The organism is Myroides profundi, assembly GCF_000833025.1.
In the GTDB taxonomy this organism is placed as follows: domain Bacteria; phylum Bacteroidota; class Bacteroidia; order Flavobacteriales; family Flavobacteriaceae; genus Flavobacterium; species Flavobacterium profundi_A.
This window is the reverse complement of record NZ_CP010817.1, coordinates 2450124-2472402: the sequence shown is the minus strand read 5'-3', so window position 1 is coordinate 2472402 and position 22279 is coordinate 2450124. Positions and strand designations below refer to the sequence as shown.

11 protein-coding genes are annotated in these 22279 nt (G+C 32.7%); 8 read left to right on the top strand and 3 right to left on the bottom strand.

All coding sequences use genetic code 11. The features are described from left to right. Positions 1-2 precede the first annotated feature (2 nt). The 7 genes from MPR_RS10810 to traN all read left to right on the top strand — a co-directional run bounded on the left by MPR_RS10810 (position 3) and on the right by traN (position 7642). Entirely contained in the window at positions 3-347 is a 345-nt protein-coding gene (locus tag MPR_RS10810; protein WP_041892505.1) for a DUF4133 domain-containing protein, read from the top strand. Further along, a complete protein-coding gene (locus MPR_RS10805; protein ID WP_041892503.1) occupies positions 331-2826 on the top strand; it encodes a TraG family conjugative transposon ATPase in 2496 nt (831 codons plus the stop codon). Before MPR_RS10810 ends, MPR_RS10805 begins: the two co-directional genes overlap by 17 nt. Positions 2827-2903: 77 nt before the next feature. Continuing rightward, positions 2904-3536, top strand: coding sequence for a DUF4141 domain-containing protein (locus MPR_RS10800; protein ID WP_041892501.1), 633 nt, complete (start codon positions 2904-2906; stop codon positions 3534-3536). 3 nt (positions 3537-3539) lie between these two features. Continuing rightward, positions 3540-4532 carry a conjugative transposon protein TraJ gene (traJ, locus tag MPR_RS10795; RefSeq protein WP_041892498.1) on the top strand — a complete coding sequence of 331 codons (993 nt, stop codon included), beginning with the start codon at positions 3540-3542 and terminating at the stop codon, positions 4530-4532. Positions 4533-4548: 16 nt separating this feature from the next. Then, positions 4549-5172: a conjugative transposon protein TraK gene (traK, locus tag MPR_RS10790; protein ID WP_041892496.1), complete on the top strand. Its 624-nt coding sequence runs from the start codon at positions 4549-4551 to the stop codon at positions 5170-5172. A 278-nt stretch (positions 5173-5450) separates the two neighbouring features. Next, positions 5451-6740, top strand: a complete 1290-nt coding sequence (gene traM / locus MPR_RS10780; protein WP_041892494.1) for a conjugative transposon protein TraM — start codon at positions 5451-5453, stop codon at positions 6738-6740. 29 nt (positions 6741-6769) lie between these two features. Next, positions 6770-7642 (top strand): conjugative transposon protein TraN, encoded by an 873-nt coding sequence (traN, locus tag MPR_RS10775; protein ID WP_041892492.1) that lies wholly within the window; start codon positions 6770-6772, stop codon positions 7640-7642. A gap of 221 nt (positions 7643-7863) precedes the next feature. Here the strand turns inward: traN and MPR_RS10770 are convergent, their stop codons facing one another. The 3 genes from MPR_RS10770 to MPR_RS10760 all read right to left on the bottom strand — a co-directional run bounded on the left by MPR_RS10770 (position 7864) and on the right by MPR_RS10760 (position 11240). Then, positions 7864-9891, bottom strand: coding sequence for a sensor histidine kinase (locus MPR_RS10770; protein ID WP_041892490.1), 2028 nt, complete (start codon positions 9889-9891; stop codon positions 7864-7866). 363 nt (positions 9892-10254) lie between these two features. Further along, complete coding sequence (locus tag MPR_RS10765; RefSeq protein ID WP_073145654.1) at positions 10255-10584, bottom strand: hypothetical protein; 330 nt, start codon at positions 10582-10584, stop codon at positions 10255-10257. 131 nt (positions 10585-10715) lie between these two features. Beyond that, positions 10716-11240, bottom strand: a complete 525-nt coding sequence (locus MPR_RS10760; RefSeq protein ID WP_041892486.1) for a hypothetical protein — start codon at positions 11238-11240, stop codon at positions 10716-10718. Positions 11241-12219: 979 nt separating this feature from the next. On the opposite strand from MPR_RS10760, the gene MPR_RS10755 reads away from it, so the two are divergent. Then, on the top strand, positions 12220-22239 hold the full coding sequence (locus tag MPR_RS10755) for a phage tail-like protein (RefSeq protein WP_041892484.1): 10020 nt from the start codon (positions 12220-12222) through the stop codon (positions 22237-22239). Positions 22240-22279: the final 40 nt, after the last annotated feature.

Genomic DNA, 22279 nt, shown 5'->3' with positions numbered 1-22279 from the left:
TTATGAAAAAGTATAATATTAATAAAGGCATTGGAGCTAGCGTAGAATTTAAGGGACTCAAGGCTCAGTACCTGTTTTATTTTGCAGGTGGACTATTAGGAAATCTAATTTTTATTATGGTTTTGTATATGGCAGGGGTAAACAATCTTATTTGTTTAGCCCTTGGTCTTGGACTATCTGGCTATCTTGTTTACAAAGTATTTTCACTGAATAAGAAATACGGTCAGTACGGTCTTATGAAGCTTCAAGCCAGAAAATACTTTCCAAGATATATCATCTCAAGAAAAGATTTTAGAGGGTATTTAAGTAGTAACTTAAAACTAATACACTATGAGAAATACAGCTAAAACAAATACCTTAGAAAGGATGTTTCCGATTTTGGCGGTTGAGAATAACTGCATTGTCTCAAAGCAAGGGGATATCACGGTTTGCTATAAAGTCATCTTACCTGAGATATTCACCATCTCAGATAAGGAGTATGAGACTATTCACAGCCTGTGGCATAAGGCTATAAAAACATTGCCTGAGTTTATTGTGATTCACAAGCAAGATTGGTTTATAAAAGAAAGCTATAAGGCGGATTTTAAAGATCTAGAACAAAGCTATCTAAGTCGAAGCTTTGAAAGGCACTTTAACATGCGTCCCTATCTGAATCATAGTTGTTATTTGTTTATTACTAAGACTACTAAGGAGCGAATCAAAAGCCAAAGCAATTTCTGTTCACTTACAAGAGGAGAGCTTATTCCTAAAGAAATAAGAGATAAAGACACGGTTCAAAGCTTTTTAGAGGCTACTGCTCAACTTGAGAAAATAGTTAATGATAGTGGACTCATTCAGTTAATTAAACTAACAGAAGAAGATATCATAGGTTCGGACGATAAAAGCGGGCTTTTAAAGCAGTACCTGACTCTAAGTTCTAGTAAAAGAGGAAGCCTTCAGGATATTGCCATAAGTAGCGATAAGGTTAGAGTAGGAGATAACAGCCTTTCTTTACATACCCTTTCAAGTACAGAGGATCTTCCTACTGAGGTATCTTATTTATCACGTTATGAAAAGCTATCAACCGATAAAAGCAGCATGGCTTTATCGTTTGCAGCGCCTGTTGGACTTTTGCTTAATTGTAATCACATCTATAACCAGTATTTGTTTATTGAAGATAGTGACTCTAATTTAAAGCAGTTTGAGAAGTCGGCTAAGAATATGCACTCACTTGCTAGATACAGCAGAGCCAATCAAATTAACAAGCAATGGATAGAGGAATATCTAAATGAAGCTCATAGCAAAGGTCTTACCTCTATTAAAGCTCACTTTAATGTAATGGCTTGGTCTGATAATTTAAGTGAGCTTAAACAGCTTAAAAATGACTGTGGGAGCGCAATTGCTTCTATGGAGTGTGTACCAAGACACAATACGGTTGATGCTGCGACACTTTACTGGGCAGGTATACCAGGGAATAGCGGGGACTTTCCAAGTGAAGAGAGCTTTTATACCTTCATAGAACCTGCCTTATGCTTTTTCTCTGGGGAGACGAATTATCAAAACTCGTTATCTCCCTTTGGAATTAAAATGGCAGATCGGCTTACTGGTAAACTAATTCATTTAGATATTTCAGATCTACCCATGAAAAAGGGAATTATCACTAACCGCAACAAGTTTATCTTGGGACCTTCGGGAAGTGGTAAGAGCTTTTTTACCAATCATATGGTAAGGCAGTATTATGAGCAAGGCGCGCATGTGCTCTTAGTTGATACAGGAAACTCCTACCAAGGCTTATGTGAGCTTATTAAAGCAAAGACAAAGGGGAAAGATGGGCTGTATTTTACATACACCGAAGAAAACCCAATTGCTTTTAATCCGTTTTATACTGATGATGGCGTATTTGATATCGAAAAAAGAGAGAGTATTAAAACGCTCATCTTGACGCTTTGGAAGCGTGATGACCAGCCGCCCTCACGATCGGAGGAAGTAGCGCTTTCAAACGCAGTTAGTGGCTATATTGAGTGTCTCCAAACAAGTAATTTAAAACCAAGTTTCAACAGTTTTTATGAGTATATCAAAACTGATTACAAAGCTGAGTTAGAAGACAAACAAGTTAGAGAAAAGGACTTTGATCTCTATAACTTTTTAAATGTACTAGAGCCTTACTATAAAGGAGGTGAGTATGACTATCTATTAAACTCAGAAAGCGAGCTTGATTTACTTAATAAACGCTTTATTGTCTTTGAAATTGATAGCATAAAAGAGCACAAAATTCTTTTTCCCATTGTGACTATTATCATCATGGAAGTGTTTATAAATAAGATGCGACGCCTTAAAGGACAACGCAAGCTAATCTTAATAGAGGAGGCTTGGAAGGCCATAGCTAAAGAGGGGATGGCAGATTATCTACGCTACCTTTTTAAAACCGTTAGAAAGTTCTTTGGAGAGGCAATCGTAGTAACCCAAGAGGTAGATGATATTATTCAATCCCCGATTGTAAAGGAGAGTATTATCAATAATTCTGATTGTAAAATACTGCTTGATCAGCGTAAATACATGAATAAGTTTGATGATATACAAGCGATGCTTGGACTTACTGACAAAGAGAAAGCTCAGATACTTTCAATAAACCTAAACAACAATCCAAACCGCCTTTACAAAGAAGTATGGATTGGTCTAGGTGGTACTCACTCGGGAGTATATGCAACAGAGGTGAGCTATAGTGAGTATCTGGCTTATACCACAGAAGAAACTGAAAAATTAGAGGTAATGAACCTAGCTAAAGAGCTTGACGATGATGTAGAGATGGCTATAAAGCGGCTTGTACAAGAAAAACAGCATGAATAACAAAATACTCTAACCCAACTTTTCTAAGGATAAAAAATAGTACTTAGTCGAGTCACCAATCAATTAAAACATAAAATATGAAAAAACTATTTCAGGTAGTTGTGGTAGCGATGCTACTAGTTCTACCAATAAAGAATTATGCCCAGTGGACAGTATATGATCCTGGAAACTTAGCCCAAGGTATTATAAATAGCGCTAATGAAATAAGGCAAACTTCTGCTACAGTTAGCAATGTGCTTAAAAACTTCAAGGAAGTAGAAAAGGTCTATAACCAGAGCAAGGAGTATTACGATAAACTTCAATCGGTTAATAACCTAGTTAAAGATGCAAGGAAGGTTCAGCAGACAGTGCTTTTAGTAGGTGACGTTTCGGAGCTATATGTCAAAAACTTTCGCAAGATGCTTAATGATCCAAACTTCTCCGCTCAGGAACTTGTAGCTATAGCTAATGGATATTCCGTGCTTCTTCAAGAAAGTACAGAGCTTGTGAAGGAGCTTAAGCAGATTGTAAGTAGTTCAACTTTATCATTAAATGATAAAGAGCGTATGGATATTATAGATAGGGTTTACAAAGAAGTAAAAGACTATCACAACCTTGTGAGCTATTATACTAGAAAAAATATTGGTATTAGCGTTTTAAGGGCTAAAAAGAAAAACAATACCCAAAGGGTACTTGATTTATACGGTACTTCTAATCAAAAATACTGGTGAGTTATGGGTGAGAGTAATCTTCATGAGGTTTTACAAAACCTCTACTATGATATGATGCCACTTGTAAGTCAGATGGTATCTGTGGCTAAGAGTTTAGCAGGTCTTGGAGCGCTTTTTTATATCGGCATTAAAGTATGGCAAGCCTTAGCAAGAGCAGAGCCTATTGATGTGTATCCAATGCTTAGGCCATTTGCTTTGGGAATTTGTATTATGTTTTTTCCAACCCTTGTTCTAGGAACTTTAAACACGGTTTTAAGTCCTGTTGTAAAGGGAACGCATCAGATATTAGAAACCCAGGTTATAGATCTAACATCTTTACAAAAACAGAAAGACATTTTAGAAAAGGAGGCTATGCTTAGAAATCCTGAGGCTGCTTATTTAATTTCTGATGAGGCCTTTGATAAAAAACTTGATGAGCTTGGCTGGTCACCCTCGGATCTAGCCACTATGACAGGAATGTATTTAGAGAAATGGCAATATGATTTCCAAAAAAATCTAAGAGATGCCTTTAGAGAGATACTCGAGATAATTTTCCAGGCTTCAGCTTTAATTATAGACACGATTCGGACCTTCTTTTTAATTGTGCTGTCCATATTAGGGCCTATTGCGTTTGCCATTTCTATTTGGAGTGGTTTTGAATCTACGCTCTTACAGTGGCTCACGAGGTATATAAGCGTGTATCTCTGGCTTCCTGTAGCGGATTTATTTAGCGCAATGTTAGCTAGAATTCAATCCTTAATTCTTGAAAGGGATATGCTATTGCTTTCAGATCCAAACTTTATCCCTGATACCTCAAATACAATATATGTGATTTTTATGATCATTGGCATTGTGGGATACTTTACAATTCCTACCGTTACAAGTTGGATTATTCAAGCCAGTGGAGGCTCAGGTTTTCTTCGTAATGTAAATCAATCTGCGCTTAAAACAGGTAATATTAGTTCAGCTGCAGTTGGGGCTACCTCAGGAAATATAACTGGTAGACTAATTAAATAATTTAAACACTTTAAATATGGAATTTAAATCACTTCGAAATATAGAAAACAGCTTTAAACAAATTAGACTCTACGCTATTGTATTTGCTGTAGTTTGTCTTATAGTAGTAGGATTCTCTATCTATAAAAGCTATGATTTTGCCAAAGAGCAACGAGAGAAAATCTATGTGCTTGATAAAGGCAAGTCACTCATGCTTGCTCTTTCTCAAGACGCAAGTATAAATAGGCCAGTAGAGGCAAAAGAGCACGTAAGACGCTTTCACGAGCTTTTCTTTACCCTCTCACCTGAAAAATCAGCCATTGAAGGAAATATGCAAAGAGCGTTTAATTTATCTGATAAAACCGCTTTTAATTACTATAAAGACTTACTTGAAAAAGGATATTACAGCAGAGTCATTTCAGGGAATATCCAGCAAAGGATTGAGGTGGATAGTATTAAGATAGATTTTAATAAATATCCCTATAAGACAATGACCTATGCAACGCAGTATATCATACGATCTAGTAATCTAACTAAAAGAAATTTGATTACAAGTAGCCAGCTTGTTTCGGCTGTACGCTCTGATAACAACCCTCAAGGATTTATTATCGAAAAGTTTACAGTTTTAGAGAATAAAGACTTAGAAGTTGTTAAACGCTAAAAAACAAATCCTATGAATAAGTTACAACTTCTAAGACACGGTTATTTAAGTAGACTTAAGGTCTACTTAAATAACCTCTCTATAAAAAGACAACGAGTTTTATTACTTACTGTATTTACCCTTTATGGTCTTGTTTGTCTTTTTATTGTAAAGACAAGCTTTACCTCTAAAATAAAGCAGGCATCAAGTAAAGAGAAGCAAAGTAATATAAAACCTGTTAAGTATTTGCTTAAAAGGCAAAAGATAGAATCACATCCAACTATTAAAACCAAAATATTATGAATCAAGATCAGTTGTCAAATAAAACCCATCAGATAGAGAAAGTACCCAAAGAGAATAAGGCAATTCAAAACCTTATAAAAAAACACAAAAAGCACATTGTCTTTGCTTTAATGGGCATTGTGTTTTTAGGAGTTATATATCTTTTGTTTAAACCTGAAGAGAAGGAGCTTATCACTCATAATGATTCCGTTCCTGAGGCGACAACCCAAGGTATGCCAACAGATAAAGTAAAAGCTTATGAAAAAGAACTATGGGAACAAAAAAAGCAGGAAAATGAAAATCAAATTCACTCCATAGCAGACTATTGGAATGAGCCTCAAGATGAGTCTAATATTACTTCTAATCATAAGGATTATATTGTAGAACCTACTTACACGCCCTACGAGCGGTCTTATCAAAGCTACAAGCAAACCCAAGATGTGCTTGGTAGTTTTTACAGCAGTACTGAAAATTCTGAAACTGACCGCCTTAAAAAGCAAGTAGAAGAGCTAGAGAAACAATTAGAAGAGAAAGATACTCCAACTGCTATTACTATGGATAATCAATTAGAACTTATGGAAAAGTCTTTTCAGATGGCAGCTAAGTATTTACCTAGTGGTCAAACTTCAAATACATCGGTATCTGTAAATCAAACTAACAGTGTCAAAACAATTCCAAGTAAGAAGCAGTTTATAACAGTGATAGATAAAACTAGTAAAGAGATTGTTTCTTCACTTGTAAAACCAATGAGTTTTCAGGATTTAGTATTACCAATTAATTTTGAAAACAATCAAACCTTTTATACAGCAGAAGGAGAGGGTAAAGCGCAAATCCACAAAAACAGTATAAGAGTAAGTATAAAAGAAGATCAGGTTATTATAAACGAAGGTTACATCAAACTAAGACTTTTAGAGAGCATTGTAATAAATGGAGCTTTATTACCTAGTGAAAGCACGCTCATTGCTAAAGTAAAAGTAAACAGTGGCAGGCTAGAGCTTATTGTAAATTCTATTAAGTTAGAAGAGACTATCATAGAAACAGAGCTTATTGGTTATGACAACTATGGGCAAAAAGGCTTAGAGGTATTAAATCTTCAAGAAATAAGCGCTTCAAAAGAAATAATAGCCAATATGGGACAGACAGCAGGCACAAGTATCTCAATGAGTAGATCTGCTTCAGATCAAATAGTAGGAGATTTAACCAAAGGACTAATTCAAGGCGTATCAGGCTACTTTTCAAAGAAAGTAAAAGCCCAAAGAGTAACCCTAAAACAAGGACAAGAGCTGTTTCTTGTACCTAAGGAATAACAATCAGTAATCAAATAAACCCAGTCATTATGAAAACAATTATTAAATATATATTACTGTGCTTACTAGCAGTAAACACAGTAATGGCTCAAGAAAGTAGTCAATCTATTAATCTATCAACTGCTGAGGTAATTCCTTATAAGGTAGAACTTACTCAAAACAAAACAACTCATATTTTATTTCCAAGCAGCATTGAATATGTTGATTTAGGAAGTAGTGAAATTATAGCGAGTAAAGTAGAGGCTACTTCCAACGTTCTTCGCTTAAAAACCATAAAAGAAGATATCTCACCGACAAACTTTACGGTTATTACAAACGATGGTAAATACTACAGTTTTAATGCTAGTTACAATGAAGAACCACTACAACTAAGTTATGATTTAACCAAGTTTGAGAATCAAAATAGTAAACAGCAAAGTGAAGTGTTATTCAAAAACTTAGTTACAACTAGGCCAAGTCTGGCTGATCTTTTTATGGAAGCAATCATCAAAAAGAATAAAAAAGAACTAAACATTAAAAGCAAAAGCTACGGGGTAGAAGCAAGGTTAAAGAGTATTTACACTCAAGATGGTATATTGTATTTTCATGTCTCTATTAATAACAAAAGTAACCTACCCTATGAGGTTGACTATGTAAGCTTTAAAATCAAAGACAGAAGAACCTCAAAGCGAACCACAATTCAAGAAACGAGTTTAAAGCCGATTAGAAGTTATAGAGATGCTCAAATTATCAATAGTCATAATAAACAAGACAATGTATTTATGTTAGATAAGTTTACTCTATCAGATAAACAAATGCTTTTAATTGAAATTAATGAGAAGAATGGCATTCAAAATCAGATTTTTAAAGTAAGAAGCTCAGATATTTTAAAATCAAAAAGAATAGATTATTTAAAACTTTAAACAATAAAGCCCATTGATGGGCTTTATTGTTTTATTCTAATATTTAGTATGTTAAAATTCCTTTTGTTTAAATTAATTATTCTTAACACCTATAGAAAGCCAATAGATTTACTAACTTTTATGAGTAAAAAAACAAAGGAAATTATATATTCATTTGTTTTGAAAAGTAAAACAAAATAATTGGTACAGTTTAACCAAAATCATCAGGCAAGGGAATAGTTCTATAGTGAAACATTCAAAAGAGGTACTGATAAAATAATAGTTGTTCCGTTTTTTTGATCAGATTGTATTTTTAAAGTTGCCTTAATATTATCAGCCCTTTCTTTGATGCTTAGCAGTCCTAATCCAGCATTTTTCTTTGATTGGAAGCCTTGACCATTATCTTGGATGGTAAAAGTTATTATTTCGGAATCTGAGGTAATACTAACAACACACTCATTTGCATAAGAATGTTTGTTAACATTTTGTAATACTTCTTGTACAATAAGATAGCTATCCATTTTTTGCATAGCAGATAGATCATTAAAAGGTATGTCTTTTTGTAATTTTATAGAAAATTTGGTATTAAAAGAATTGACCTGTTTGTGAACTAGTAATTCCAATAAATTCTCAAAACTGTTATTTTTAAAAAGACTACTTTCTGCTAAGGAGTGAGAGATAGTACGAACTGTATTGGCTAAATTATCTAATTCATCTATTAACAATTCTTGCATCTTATTCTCAGGGGTTTTAATTAATTGTAGATTAAACTTAACAACAAAAATGCTATTTATAATTCCATCATGTAAATCTTTGGCTATACGTCTGCGTTCCCTTACAATTGTGTTATGCTCAATTGTATTGTTAGTGTACAGAAGTTTTAATATCTCTTCATTATTTGATTTTTGAATCGCAAAATTATATAAATCTTTGCTTTTGCTTCTTAATCTTAGATAGAACATTATATAGATCAAAGATAATGTTATTATGATTGATAATGTTATAACTGAATGAATTTTCTGTTTTAAAGAGTAGTTCTCTTTACTTAATACTGTACTATCATATTCAATTTTTGTAAATAATTGATGTATTCTATTTTGTTCTACCTCTATGTTATTTGTAAGGGTAATTAGCTCATCAATTAACTTAGGATCTCTATAATGACTATGAGATAAAATAAATTCAACAATTTCTTTTTGTTGTCTAAAAAAATGATCTTTTTTAGCTTCTTTATAAGCCAAATGCGCCCAAGATAATGCTTGCTTCACATTGTTTTGTTCTAGATAAATAGATGAAATCATCATAGCTATATCTATCTTAAAGTAAGTATGATCTAGTTTTTCCAATATGTTATAAGAAACCAGTAAACCAGATACAACATCTTGATTTTTATTTAAACGGTATTTAGATATTTGATACCCAGTATTAATAAAAGAAAAAACAAGGTCATTGTGATTTTTTTCTAGATAGTTAATGCTTTTCAAGGAATAGTATTCAGCCTTATTATAGTTTTCAAGTATAATATATAAACCAGCTATATTAGCATATAAAATAGCTATGGCTGGATAATATTTTTCTTTAGGTAGAATTAGAAACTTACCTTCATCTTTAATTAACCTATCTAAGGTTTGTTTAAAATTAGTTAATGCTTTATCGTAATTTTCGTTATTCACATCATGTAAAGCCCTTAATTGATTTGCCTCGATAAGTACAGGATTATTAGGATAATATTCTTGAAGATACTTTATAGAGCTTGTAAGCTTTATTTCTGATTCGATATATAAACCTAGTTCAAAAAGTAATCTTGATTGATAAAATTTATTTTCAGCAACAGCTAAACTATTTCCCTCTTTTTCATAAATATTTTCAGCCTTTGTATAGTAGTAATAAACACTATCTAGTTGATTAATATCGTGATAGTAAATTGCGATGTTTTGATAGGTATTAGCCAAACGTAGGTTGTTACCTTGTTTTTTTGCATCCTTTATAGCTTTTTTTGATAGTTTAAAAAAAACTTCTTTTTCATTAGTCCAACGCAGTTTGTTTAAAACACTATCAATTAAGCCTGTATTGTTTATTGTAGATTTTAATTCTAAGGCTTTCTTTATTTTTGGGTATATAGCTCTAACAATAGAGTCCTTAGTTATAGAATCTTTTTTAAAAGCATAAAGATTATCTAAATCAGTATTGTAAATAGTTTTATCATTAGTACAGCTAATAGTTAAAAATAGGAATAAAATTGTGATGTAATAAAAGGCGTTTTTAAACATTACAAGAGGTAATAGAATTAATTACAAAAGTAGTATATATTAATTGATTAAGAATTTATTAGCTCTTAAATACATATTTGATTTTATTTTGTATCAAGGTGGTGATTTTTTAATTATTACATGTTAAAGGTGTTATTTGTTTGTTTTTAAAGTAATTATATAAAAAAAACTTAAAAGATATTCCTAGTGAATATCAAATTTTACCTCTAAATTCTTTTATTGATGACTCTATATCTAGATACAAGAAATTAAATGAAAAAAAAAACAGGATCTCTATATTTTTGGGGAATTCATATTGAAACTATGGTTTACAAAAAATTATACTTAAAAATAAATGATACGCAAGAACACTATTATAAAGTATCAATAAAATACAAGCATCAAATCTGGAATTAAAATAACAAAAGCCCCAATTAAAGGGCTTTTGTTTATCTGATTATTTTTTTCTACTAAACTTTGGAAAAGACTAGTTATAGTGATAGATGACATTCTACTTGTATATTCTAAAGTTATCGCTATAGTCTCTAATCCTGTTGGACTTAAATCATCAGTACTTACAACCAATCCATTTTCTAAAATTTGATTTCCTTTTATCTGAATTACTGGTTTTAATGCTTCAAAATCAGTTAACTGAGGATAATCAGTCTTAAGTCTTTTTGTTATAGTATTATAACTATCAATTTTAGTTTTCATAATAATATCTAAACATTTGTAGCATTAAAAAAGTATCTCCCTAAATAAAAGAGCTACTTCACCAACTTCTCATACTCCATTAAAGTTTCTTTATTGATAGCACTATTCTTTTTAAGCAGTGCTACCACTAATCATTCCTTCTCTTCCATTTTAGAAGGATTAAGTAAAGCATCCTGAAACTTATCAGCAAGTAACACTATTGGCTCTTTAGTTGTATTTGCATACTTAACCTCAAAAACGAAACTAGGTGTATTCTTATTTCTTAGTTGGTTCTTTAATCTATTTGCAATACGTTTAGCTTCCAATGGCTCAGTCTTAGCAAATGTATTAATCTCATCAGTCCATTGCTTATCAGTTATCTTTCCTTCTTTCAGATCAGATACTAGTGTATTAAAATTAAGCTTCAACTTTATTCGATTAGTCTGTACCTTCTCAACCGCATCCTTTATCTTTTCCTTATTTCCTATACGGCGATTATACTCACTTCTTTCTTTTACTACACGATTAATAGAAGACTTAGCCATATCCTTAGCAAACTTCTGCATGATAACATCAGTATCTTTATCAGAGAACATCGCATCCATTGCTTCATATATCATACCCATATAAGATGAAGTATTTGGTGTAGTGATAATACTTTCTACAGTTGTCTTCATCCTGGCAGGTGATCATCTAGAAGTTTTCCTATCTTTTTATAGAAATCCTCTACAGCAACTGCTGTCTTTCCTTTATCTGGAGATATATCTTGCTCCCTAACGAATTCATAACCTGTACGTATAGATAGAGCTGCTTTTAATAATGGGGTACGAGCTAAATTATCAGTTACAGCGAACTCTACAGAAGATTTATTATTTTGTGATATCTAGTTAAAATCTTCTATCATTGTTCCGCTTTCTTTATCTCCTACACTTTCTCTTATTACCTTTTGAAGTGTTCCTTCTACTAGAGTAAAAAAAGGAGTTAACTGTTGTGCTTTTGCTATTCTGTAATATTCAAACTCTCCATCCTTATTTCTATTACCTGTACTTTTATACGTCTAAACCTTTTTGTCAAAATAGATCTACAAAATAGTTAGACAATCCGCTAAATGACATAGACAAACTTTCTCTAAAATTGAAGCATGAGGTTCTATTTTAAACTTTATTGAAATATCATCTATAACCTACTAAAGTGGGAGGGATACTTTATGCTATAAATTTATTTAGAACGATATTGTGAGAGAATAAAGTAATCTTTTTTTGTGGTATGGTTTTTGTTTTTACTGTAGTAGTTACTGATAAAGGTAATTTTATTAGAAAGAAACATTTGTAAAAAAGTTTATGGATAACAGTGTTTTCTTGTGCTTTAAATAAACAGTGACAGCAATATTTTGTTGGGTATTTATTCTTATGATTATAAGAGGTCTACTTAATAAGTAATTATAAAAATGATCTTTTTGATAAATTTAAAAAATAGTGCTAAAAAGATGTTTTAAAACAATTATTTAAGTGTTTTTTAGATATACCTTTTTAAGTGGTGTTTGTTTTTTGTTGTTTTTGAATTTCAGTTTTTTATGTGGAAAAATATTGGTTTTAAATCCATTTTTTTTATGTTAAAAATTAATTAATTTTATATGGTGCTATAAATAAAAAAAATATGAAAAAAAGAGTAATTACTATTGGAGTTTTAATGATCAGCGGGTTAGCTTTTTCTCAAGTTGGGATAGGGGTAAGATCACCACATAAATCGGCATTATTAGAATTACATGCAGATGAAAAAGATTATAGAGGTTTATTAATACCTCGTATTCCTTTAAATAGCTTAAAGGATAAATCTAATATAAACAATGGAGATGTTGCTGTAAGCTTATTAATATATAATACAAATACAGGAAAAGACATAACTCCTGGTTTTTACTATTGGAATGGTAATGAATGGGGGAGATTAATTAATACTCAAGATATTATTGATAATTCAGATCAATTTCCTAGAAATAAGGTTATGACTGTGGATGGAGAAGAATTAGTATTAGAAGATACTAAAGGTCATATAGTACGTACTAATAGAAAAGAGTTAAATATAATTACTACTATTACAGCTAAAGAAGGGGGAAAGTATGTTTATACAAACGAGGATGGAGTAGAAACTGTAATTGATGTAACAGGAAGTGTTATTAATAATATTGAACAGATATTAGGAGATAAGCATGTAAAACAAGAGATATACAATCTAGTAGAAGGTAAAGCAAAAGCAATAACTCCTTCAGATCAATCTATTGCTTTAGCTGGAGGTAGTAATAAAGCTGTTTTAAATGAAATGCAAATTGCTGTTGCTCCTAAAGGGATTACAACAGATAAGATTAAACCAGGAGGTAATAAACAGATTTTAATTACCAATGCAGAAGGTAAAGTAGTATGGGTAGATGCAAGTGATCAGGTAATCAAAGAAGCAGTAAAGAATAATGAAACAATTACTTTATTAGTTGATGGAGAAGATGGAACATTTACCTACTACAATGAAAAAGCAATAGATCAGAATGGTAAAGAGATAAAAGGTAAAGGAACTTCTTTTGATGCCAATACATTAAAAATCGTTGAGAAAGCAGATGAAAAAGGTGTCTATGTATTCTATGATGGAAAGACTTCTTTAGCCAATCCATTAATGACCATCAGTACTCGTGCTAAGTCAATTCAAATAGACAATAGCTCAACAATTATAGAAGGAGATAATGTACAACAGGTAATCGAGAACATTATCGAGAAGATAGAGACAGCTCATGGATCAACAGCTTCATTAAAAGGTAATGGAATCTTAATTAATGGAAAACAGGAGTTAGCAGAGTCAGTGTTAAAAGAAATGCTTTTAACTATAGCTGATGGTGCAGTAACACCAGAGAAAATCCAATCAGGAGGTAATAAACAGATTTTAATTACCAATGCAGAAGGTAAAGTAGTATGGGTAGATGCAAGTGATCAGGTAATCAAAGAAGCAGTAAAGAATAATGAAACAGTTACTTTATTAGAAGACAAAGCAGATGGAACTTTTTGGTATTACAATGAAAAAGCAATAGATTCTAATGGAAAATTACTTGCAGATAAAGCAGTAAAGTTTGATGCCAATACTCTGAGAATAGAAGAAAAAAAAGGACAAGAAGGAAAAGGTATCTATGTGTTCTATGATGGCTTAACTTCTTTAGAAAGCCCTTTAATGGAAATAAGTACACGTGCTAACTCAATTCACTTTGATAATAGTGATAATTCTGTAGTACAAGGTGATAATGTACAACAAGTTATCGAAAATATCATTAAGAAGATAGAGATTGCTCAAGGTAAACCTGCAGATATCAAAGGTAATGGAATCTTAATCAATGGAGAGGTTAAGTTAGCTGATGCAGTATTAAAAGAGTTAGAGTTAACAATAGCGGATGGGGCAATTACTGAAAAGAAAATAGCAGACCAAGAAGTTACTACCTATAAACTAAGAGATAAATCGGTAACTCCAGTTAAGATTCAACCAGGGGTAAATAAGTACATCCTTGTTACTAAGGATAATGTGGCTACTTGGGTTCCTGCTTCTGATCAAGTAATTGTAGATGTTGTAAAACAAAACGAGACAGTTACTGTATTAGACACAAGTGCTAACGATGGTACATTTACTTACTATAACGAGAAAGGTATTGATAAGGATGGAAATGTAGTCTCTGGTAAAGGAGTTCATTTTGACGCAAATACATTGATTATCAAAGATGATGGTAAAGGTAAATATGTATTTCGTGATGGAAAGACTAAAACAGGAGCCGCTTTAGCAGAGATTGATATTTTAGGCACAGTAATTAATAATATTAATGAAATCTTAGAAAATCAAAATGTAAAGGAACAAATCTTTGAAGTAGTTGCTAATCAAGGAAAAAAGTTAGAGAAAGGTGATAATTCTATTTTTGTTGATGCAGGTGGAGAGAAGGCAGTATTAGAAAATACAAAAATATCTGTAGCTCCTAAAGGAATTACGGAAGATAAGATAGCACCAGGAAAAGATAAATACATCTTAGTAACTAAAGGTAATCAGGTAAAATGGGTTCAGGCAAATGATCAAGTAATTAAAGAAGCTGTTAAAGCTAATGAGACAGTAACTGTTTTAGATACAAGTGCTAATAACGGAACATTTATTTACTACAATGAAAAAGCTATCGATGAAAATGGAAATATAATTGTAGGAGAAGGAGTTCCTTTTAATGCAAATACCTTAGTAATTACACAGAAAGATTCAGCAAAAGGAATTTATACTTTCTATGATGGAATGACCTCTATAGATGCTCCTTTGATGACTATAGATATTGTGGCAGATGTAATCAATAATATTGGTGCAATTCTAGAGAGTGAAACTGTTATCAATGCTATTTATGATAAAGTTGCAGCAAAAGGTAAGGCTGCAACACCAGCGGACAGCTCTATTGTTATTACTAAAGGTGAGAAAGCAGTTTTAAACGAAATGCAAGTTGCTGTAGCTCCAAAAGGAATTACTACTGATAAAATAGCTCCAGGAGAAAAGAAAGGACAACTTTTAGTAACCAATGGAAATGGAGAAGTTCAGTGGATAGATGCTACAGATGATATCATCAAAGAGATTTTAAATAGTAAACAAACTATTACTTATATAGAAGACTCAGGTAAAGGTACTTTTACTTATTTTAACGAAGCTTGTTTTGATGTAGATGGCAATCGAATTCCTGATGCAAAAGGAGTTACTTTTGATGCAAATACTTTAAGAATAATACAGAAAGATCCAGGAAAAGGAGTTTATACTTTTTATGATGGAAAGACCTCTATAGACACTCCTTTAATGACTATTGATGTTTTGGCAGATGTAATCAATAATATTGATGAGATATTAAATGATGCACATGTACAAAATAGTATTTATACTACAGTAGCTAATAAAGGAAAAGAAATTAAGAGTACTGATACTTCTTTATTTATTGATGGAGGAAGTAAAGCTGTATTAGAAGGGGTTACAATTAATATTGCTAATAAAGGAGTTAAGCAAGACCATATTGCAGCACTTGCAGTAACAACTGATAAAATTGGCTCAGGTGATACAGAGAAAGGAGCAATACTAACATCAGATGGTTTAAAAGGCGCTTCATTTAAAACATCAACAGAGGCTATATCACCAGCAATGCAAGGTGACTTAAAAGGAGAGTCTGGAGTGATTAAGATTGTTGACAAAGATGGAAATGAAGCAGGAGGAAATGTTTTATTTGGCAACAAAGAAGTATTAGTTGCTATTAATGAAGGAGGAGTAAAAGGAAAACATATTGGCTATAAAACAATTGATGGTGAAAATGTAAAAGATCAAACCATTAATGCTGTTAAATTAAGTGCTGATGCTGCAAAATTAGGTACTGTGGCGACCTCAAATGGAGATGGTACAGTTAGTTATTTGCCAATTACAGCTGGTAGTATTAGTGACAAAGGAAATATTTCAACAGACAATATTGTTTCTGTAGATAATGGAACCGCAAAAGTATTAGCTGATGTAAAACTTGGAATTAATGATAAATCAGTTACTGCAGCTAAATTAAGTGCAGAAGGAGCAACTCCGGGAACTGTAGCAACTGCAAATGCAGATGGTACTGTAACTTATCACAATGTAAATACTTCAAATATTGCAGATAAAGCAGCTTTAACGACTGACGGAATAGTTACTGTTGATGGTGGAGTTAATTTAGACGGAGTACTATTAAAAGAAGCTAAATTAGGTATTGCAGCAGCAGGAATAGGAACTACTCAGTTGGCAAATAAGGCTGTAACGGCAGCTAAGATTTCTTCCGAAGGAATAGGAAAAGATTGGGTATTAGTTAGTGGACAAAATAATGAAGCTATTTGGAAAGAACTTGGAGATTTTGAAGAGATTTCATCAGGAGATATTACCACAGATAAAATCATACAGATAAATACAGATGGTAAGAAAACAGTTCTTAAGAATATAGAATTTAGCATTGCTGATAGTAGTATTACTAAAGGTAAATTAAGCTCAGAGAACGAAGGAGAGAATAAAGTATTAGTAACTGATGGATCAGGAGGTTTTACTTATGTAGGAAAAGATGATTTAAGTTATCAAGCACAAGACTTAACATTGGCCAGTGAGTTAGAGTTCTTAGATGGAACAACTGGTAAATCAGCAGTAATATCTGACACAAAAATAGGTGTTAAGGATAAAGCAATAACAACATTTAAAATATCATCTACTGTAATGGGTACTAACGCTGATGTGAATGCAGTACTAACAGCAGATGGTAATGGTAGTGTAGAGTACAAAAAGATAAACGATGCTGCTTTTGAAGGAGCAGCAGAAGATCTTAAATCAGATGGATCATTAAATGTACCTACAGATAATAAAGCAGTTTTAAATGAATTAGAAATTGGTATTGCAGATTTAGGTGTGCAAACTAAACATATTAATACAGGGGCAGTAATCGCAGCTAAAATTGGTTCTGAAACAAATGCAAAGGGTACGGTATTAGCAGCTGATGGACAAGGAAAAGCTGTATTTCAAAGTTTAGAAACAATTGCTACTACACAAGGAAAAGCTATTACTACAGATGGATCTCTTGATATTCCTGCAAATAAATCTGCTTTACAAGATTTAAAATTAGGTGTTGCAAATAAAGGAATTAATAGCAAACATATCAATGATCAAGCAGTAACAGCTGATAAGATTGGATCAAAAGATGTAGGAGCTGGTTTAGTATTAACTTCTAATGCAAAAGGAGGAGCAGACTTTAAATCATTAGGTGATGTGTTAGGTGAAGGTGGTAAAACAATTTCAGGAGCAGCTGCTATTTCTATAGATGGTGGAGATAATGCAGCTTTAAGAGATGTTACAATTGATATTACAGATGGTGGAGTAACTAATGAGAAATTAGGAATTGGAACTGTATCAACTACTAAAATAGCAGATAAGGCTGTATCTACTGGAAAAATAGATCCAGGAAAAAATAATACAATTTTAGCTACAGATAAAGAAGGAATTGTTAAATGGATAGATAGTACTGATGAGACCATCAAAGTTATTTTCAATACTAATGAAAAAGTTACTCTTTTAAAAGACAATAGTAATGGAACATTTACTTACTACAACGAAAAAGAGGTGGATATTAAAGGAAAACCTTTAACAGATGCTAAAGGGATAACATTTGATGCCAATACACTTACTATAACAAGTCCCACTAAAGGAGTTTATGAATTCAACGATAAATCAGAAAGTTCATTGTTAGCTACTATTGATACTCGTGCAAGTAAGATTATTTTTGAAGGCGATACTAATAATGAATATAATAGTGTTGAAGAAGCTATTATTGATTTGATTGCCAAGATAGAAAAAATAGAAAACATTGATATACAGAAATCTGCCTTATCAGGAGAAGGTATTTTAGTTAATGGCAATGCAAGTGTAACAGACGGAGTGCTTAAACCAATGACATTGAGTATTGCTGACGAGGCTGTAACTCCACAAAAAATAAAAGGAGGAGCGGCTAAACAGCTATTGATTACTAATCAAGGAGGCAAAGCGCAGTGGATAGATGGCTCAAGTGATATCATTAAAGAAATTGTACAAGGAAATGAAAAAATAACACTTTTAGAACCTAAAGACAATGGTACATTTATCTATTACAACGAAAGTGATATTGATAAAGATGGGAATAAAATAGGTAATGGAGTATTGTTTAATGCTAATACGTTAACTATTGAGAATCCTGTTGATGGAAAATATATATTCAAGGATAAGATTAATACAGATCCTTTAGCGATTATTGATATAAAAGAAACAGTGATTACCAATATTAAAGAGTTACTGGAAGAGGTTTCTGTTCAAGAGCAAATCTTTAATATTGTAGCAAATCAAGGTAAAAAGGTATCAGGAGATTCTGCAATTGAAGTAATAGGAGGTGAAAAAGCTGCTTTAGAGAAAATGTCTATTTCTTTAAAGAATGAAGGAGTTACATCAAGTAAAGTTGCTCCTGGAGCGATTACAGAAGATAAACTATTTGCGGGTGCTGATAAAGCAGATTATATACCAATTGTACAAGCAGATGGTTCTGTTAAGTACCAACCAATGAATACGGTAGTAACCGGGCAAATGCTTACTGTAGATAATTCATTAGAAGTAACAGGGAAAGGAGATGCTTCAAAAGCTTTGTTACAAGAGCTAGGATTGCAAGTTAAAACAGATGGAATAGGTACATCTCATATCCAAAATCTTGCAATTACAACAGATAAGATTAGTTCTGATGGGGCTAATAAAGGGGCTGTATTAATGGCTGATGGTTCAGGTAATGCTAAGTTCACTGATACAAGTAAAGCTATTAGTTCTGCTATGCAAGGGGATATAGCAAGTGATGATTCACTTATTGTTGATGGAGGAGAGAATGTTCTATTTGGAGATAAAGATAAAAAGGTACTAGTTAAGATTAATGATGGTGGAGTTAAGGGAACACATATTGCAGCAGAAACTATTAAGAATGGCAATATAGCTAATAACACTATTGAAGCAGGGAAATTAACTGCAGGAACAGGGGTGGCTAATCGTGTAGCTTTGGCTGATAATAAAGGAGTTGTAACTTATACAGGACTATCTACACAGTTGTTGGCAAATAAAGGAACAATCTACGTAACTGATGGTATTTCTGTAGACAATGGAGTAGATAAAGTATTAGCTGATGTGACTTTAGGAATAGATAATTTATCTATTACAGCTGCTAAATTACAAGGAGGAAATGCACCAGAAGGAGCAGTTGCTACTGTTGCAGCGAATGGACAAACCGTAACTTATCAACTACCTACTTTTGATCACTTTGCAAATAAAGGAAGCATTGATACAGATGGCGTTGTAACTGTAATTGGAGGTAATGAATCTGTGTTGTCTAATGTTACATTAGGAATCAAGGATAATGGAGTAGATACAAAACATTTAGCTGATAATGCAGTGAAGAATGCGCAGATAGATAAGTTAGCAGTTACAGTTGATAAAATCTCATCTAAAGATGTAGGGGAAAAAAGAGTAATGATTAGCCAAAGAGATGGTACTGTAAAATGGGGTGAGCTTGGTGATATTGTTACAAATACTGTGGGTAATTTAACAACTGATAATATTATAGAGTTAGTACAAGGTACTGGAGAAAATACTTTATTAGCTGATGCACAAATTGGTATTAAAGACAATAGCATCACTAAAGATAAGTTAAGTTCTAAGGATGGAGGTGTAAATGTATTTAGAGATTATGTTTTAGTAACTGATGGAAATGGAGGGTTTGACTATGTGAAAAAAGAAGCTGTACAAGCAGGAGGAGAAGACCTAAGTTTGGGAACATCGCTAACTTTCGCAGAAGGAACAGGATTAAATGCTGTTTTAGTTAAGACTAAAATAGATGTAGCAGATAGTGGTATTAATGCATCTAAGTTAGCAGATGGAGCAGTTAGTAAGATTAAAATTTCAGCAGAAGGAGAAAGTGCCAATACTGTGTTAACTGCTGATGGTAAAGGAAAGGTAGAGTATAAGAAAGTAAATGAAGCGGTATTTGAAGGAAAAGCATCTAATTTATCTGGTGATAACTCTATTAAGGTAGTTTCTGGAGGAGATGGAGCTGTGCTAAAAGCTACAAGTCTTACAATTGCTGATTCTGGTGTAGATAATAAACACATCAAAGCAAATGCGGTTACTAATGATAAGATAAGTTCAAAGGTAGAAGGTAAAGATGCAAGTAATGGAACTTTCCTAACAGCTGATGGCAAAGGAAATACTGCCTTTAAAGGATTATCTGATATTGCTAAAGCTCAAGGAAAAGAAGTGAAATCGGATGGTTCTTTAACTATGACTTCTGGAAATAAGGCAGCATTAGAAGACTTAACTATTTCTGTAAAAGAATTGGGAATTAAAAATAAACATATTGCCGCTAGAGAAGTAACTGCAGATAAAATAGGTACTCCAAATACAGCTGATGGTTTAGTTTTAACTGCTAATGGACAAGGTGGCGCTGAGTTTAAAAGTGTTATTGATGCCTTATCAGGTTCAGGAAAAGACATAGCAGAAGGAGCAGGTATTGCAATTGAAGGAGGAGATAGTGCAGCTTTAAAGGATGTAACTATTAGTGTAGCGGATAAGGGAATTGATAATATAAAAATAGCGGATAAAGCTGTTAATACAAGAACTATTGCAGACAAAGCCGTAGGTACAGGTGAATTAGCAGATAATGCAGTAACGAAAGATAAAATAGGAGCTAATGCTGTAGTTGACGGAAAAATAGCAAATGATGCAGTAGGATATAACCAAATTAAAAATAGTGCTATCCATACTAATGTTATTAAAGCAAAAGCTATTACAAGAGATAAAATTGCAGATGATGCAGTAGGATATAATCAGTTAGATGGAAGTGCTGTTTATGGAGATGTTATTAAAAATAAAGGAGTAGATAGTAGTAAGATAGACTCTAAAGGTGTGAGTACTGGCTATGTATTAACTGCTGATGGAGATGGAGGAGCATCATTCCAACCAGCCAAGGGAGGAGATATTACAAAAGGAAATATTAAAGAAAGTGGTACAATTGAGTCAACAGGAGGCACAGGAGCAGTATTAAAAGATGTAACTCTTGAGGTTAAAGGAGGAAGTATTAAAACAAGACATATTGATGATAAAGCTGTTGGTACAGCAGAATTAGCAGATAATGCAGTAACAAGAGATAAAATAGCGAGTAAAGCAGTTGATACTTCAGAGTTAGCAAGTAAAGCGGTTACTCAGTCTAAAATTGATGATGACGCAGTTGGCTATGATCAATTGCAAAGCGGAGCTGTTTATGGAAGTGTTATTGAAGATCAAGGAGTAAGTGCAAAAAAAATAGATTCAGATGGAGCAAGAGAAGGATATGTCCTAACGGCTGATGGAGATGGAGGAGCAAGTTTTAAAGCTATGTCAGGAGGAACTACTGGAGATATAGATGAAAGTAGTACAATAAAAGCTATAAATGGAAAAGATGCTGTTCTTAAAGATGTTGAATTAGAAATTATAGAAGAATCTATAAAAACAAAACATCTTGCAGATAACTCAGTAGGTTATGATCAGTTAAAATCTAAATCTGTGTACGGAAGTGTAATAGATGATAAAGCAATCACAACATCTAAAATTGATGATGAGGCGATTACAACATCTAAGGTAGATGATGAGGCTATTACAACTTCAAAAATAAAAGATGAGGCAGTAACTGAAGATAAAATTGGTTCTGGGAGAGTTGATAAAGGGTATGTTTTAACAGCTGATGGAAGCGGAGGAGCTTCTTGGGAAAAAGTAGAAGGAGGAGGTAGTAAAGTTGCAATGCCACAAGTATTCTATTTACCAGCAATTTATGTAGAAATAGTATCTGGAGACGATACATCTATAGAGTTGCACGACTTTTACAAAGAGCAGTATGGAAGTCCAATGGCTGTAAATAGTAAGGCAACATCTGAAGGATATTCATTACATGTTTATGATCGTTATGAGTTAAATTATTATGTAACATATTATGATAAAAATGTGTTTTATGATGTAAGTGTAGATAACGATGGAGAGTTACATTATAAAGTTAAAAAAGGAGTGAAACCAACCGCGAGAACTTTCTTTAATGTTGTGTTACAAGTAAGATAATATTGATTAATCACAGAAGGTTGTTAAATGACCTTCTGTG

Coding starts and splice junctions, on each gene's coding strand:
- MPR_RS10765 (WP_073145654.1), bottom strand. CDS start 10,584: ATGAAAACTAAAATTGATAGTTATAATACTATAACAAAAAGACTTAAG.
- MPR_RS10770 (WP_041892490.1), bottom strand. CDS start 9,891: ATGTTTAAAAACGCCTTTTATTACATCACAATTTTATTCCTATTTTTA.
- MPR_RS10810 (WP_041892505.1), top strand. CDS start 3: ATGAAAAAGTATAATATTAATAAAGGCATTGGAGCTAGCGTAGAATTT.
- traJ (WP_041892498.1), top strand. CDS start 3,540: ATGGGTGAGAGTAATCTTCATGAGGTTTTACAAAACCTCTACTATGAT.
- MPR_RS10805 (WP_041892503.1), top strand. CDS start 331: ATGAGAAATACAGCTAAAACAAATACCTTAGAAAGGATGTTTCCGATT.
- MPR_RS10755 (WP_041892484.1), top strand. CDS start 12,220: ATGAAAAAAAGAGTAATTACTATTGGAGTTTTAATGATCAGCGGGTTA.
- MPR_RS10800 (WP_041892501.1), top strand. CDS start 2,904: ATGAAAAAACTATTTCAGGTAGTTGTGGTAGCGATGCTACTAGTTCTA.
- traK (WP_041892496.1), top strand. CDS start 4,549: ATGGAATTTAAATCACTTCGAAATATAGAAAACAGCTTTAAACAAATT.
- MPR_RS10760 (WP_041892486.1), bottom strand. CDS start 11,240: ATGAAGACAACTGTAGAAAGTATTATCACTACACCAAATACTTCATCT.
- traN (WP_041892492.1), top strand. CDS start 6,770: ATGAAAACAATTATTAAATATATATTACTGTGCTTACTAGCAGTAAAC.
- traM (WP_041892494.1), top strand. CDS start 5,451: ATGAATCAAGATCAGTTGTCAAATAAAACCCATCAGATAGAGAAAGTA.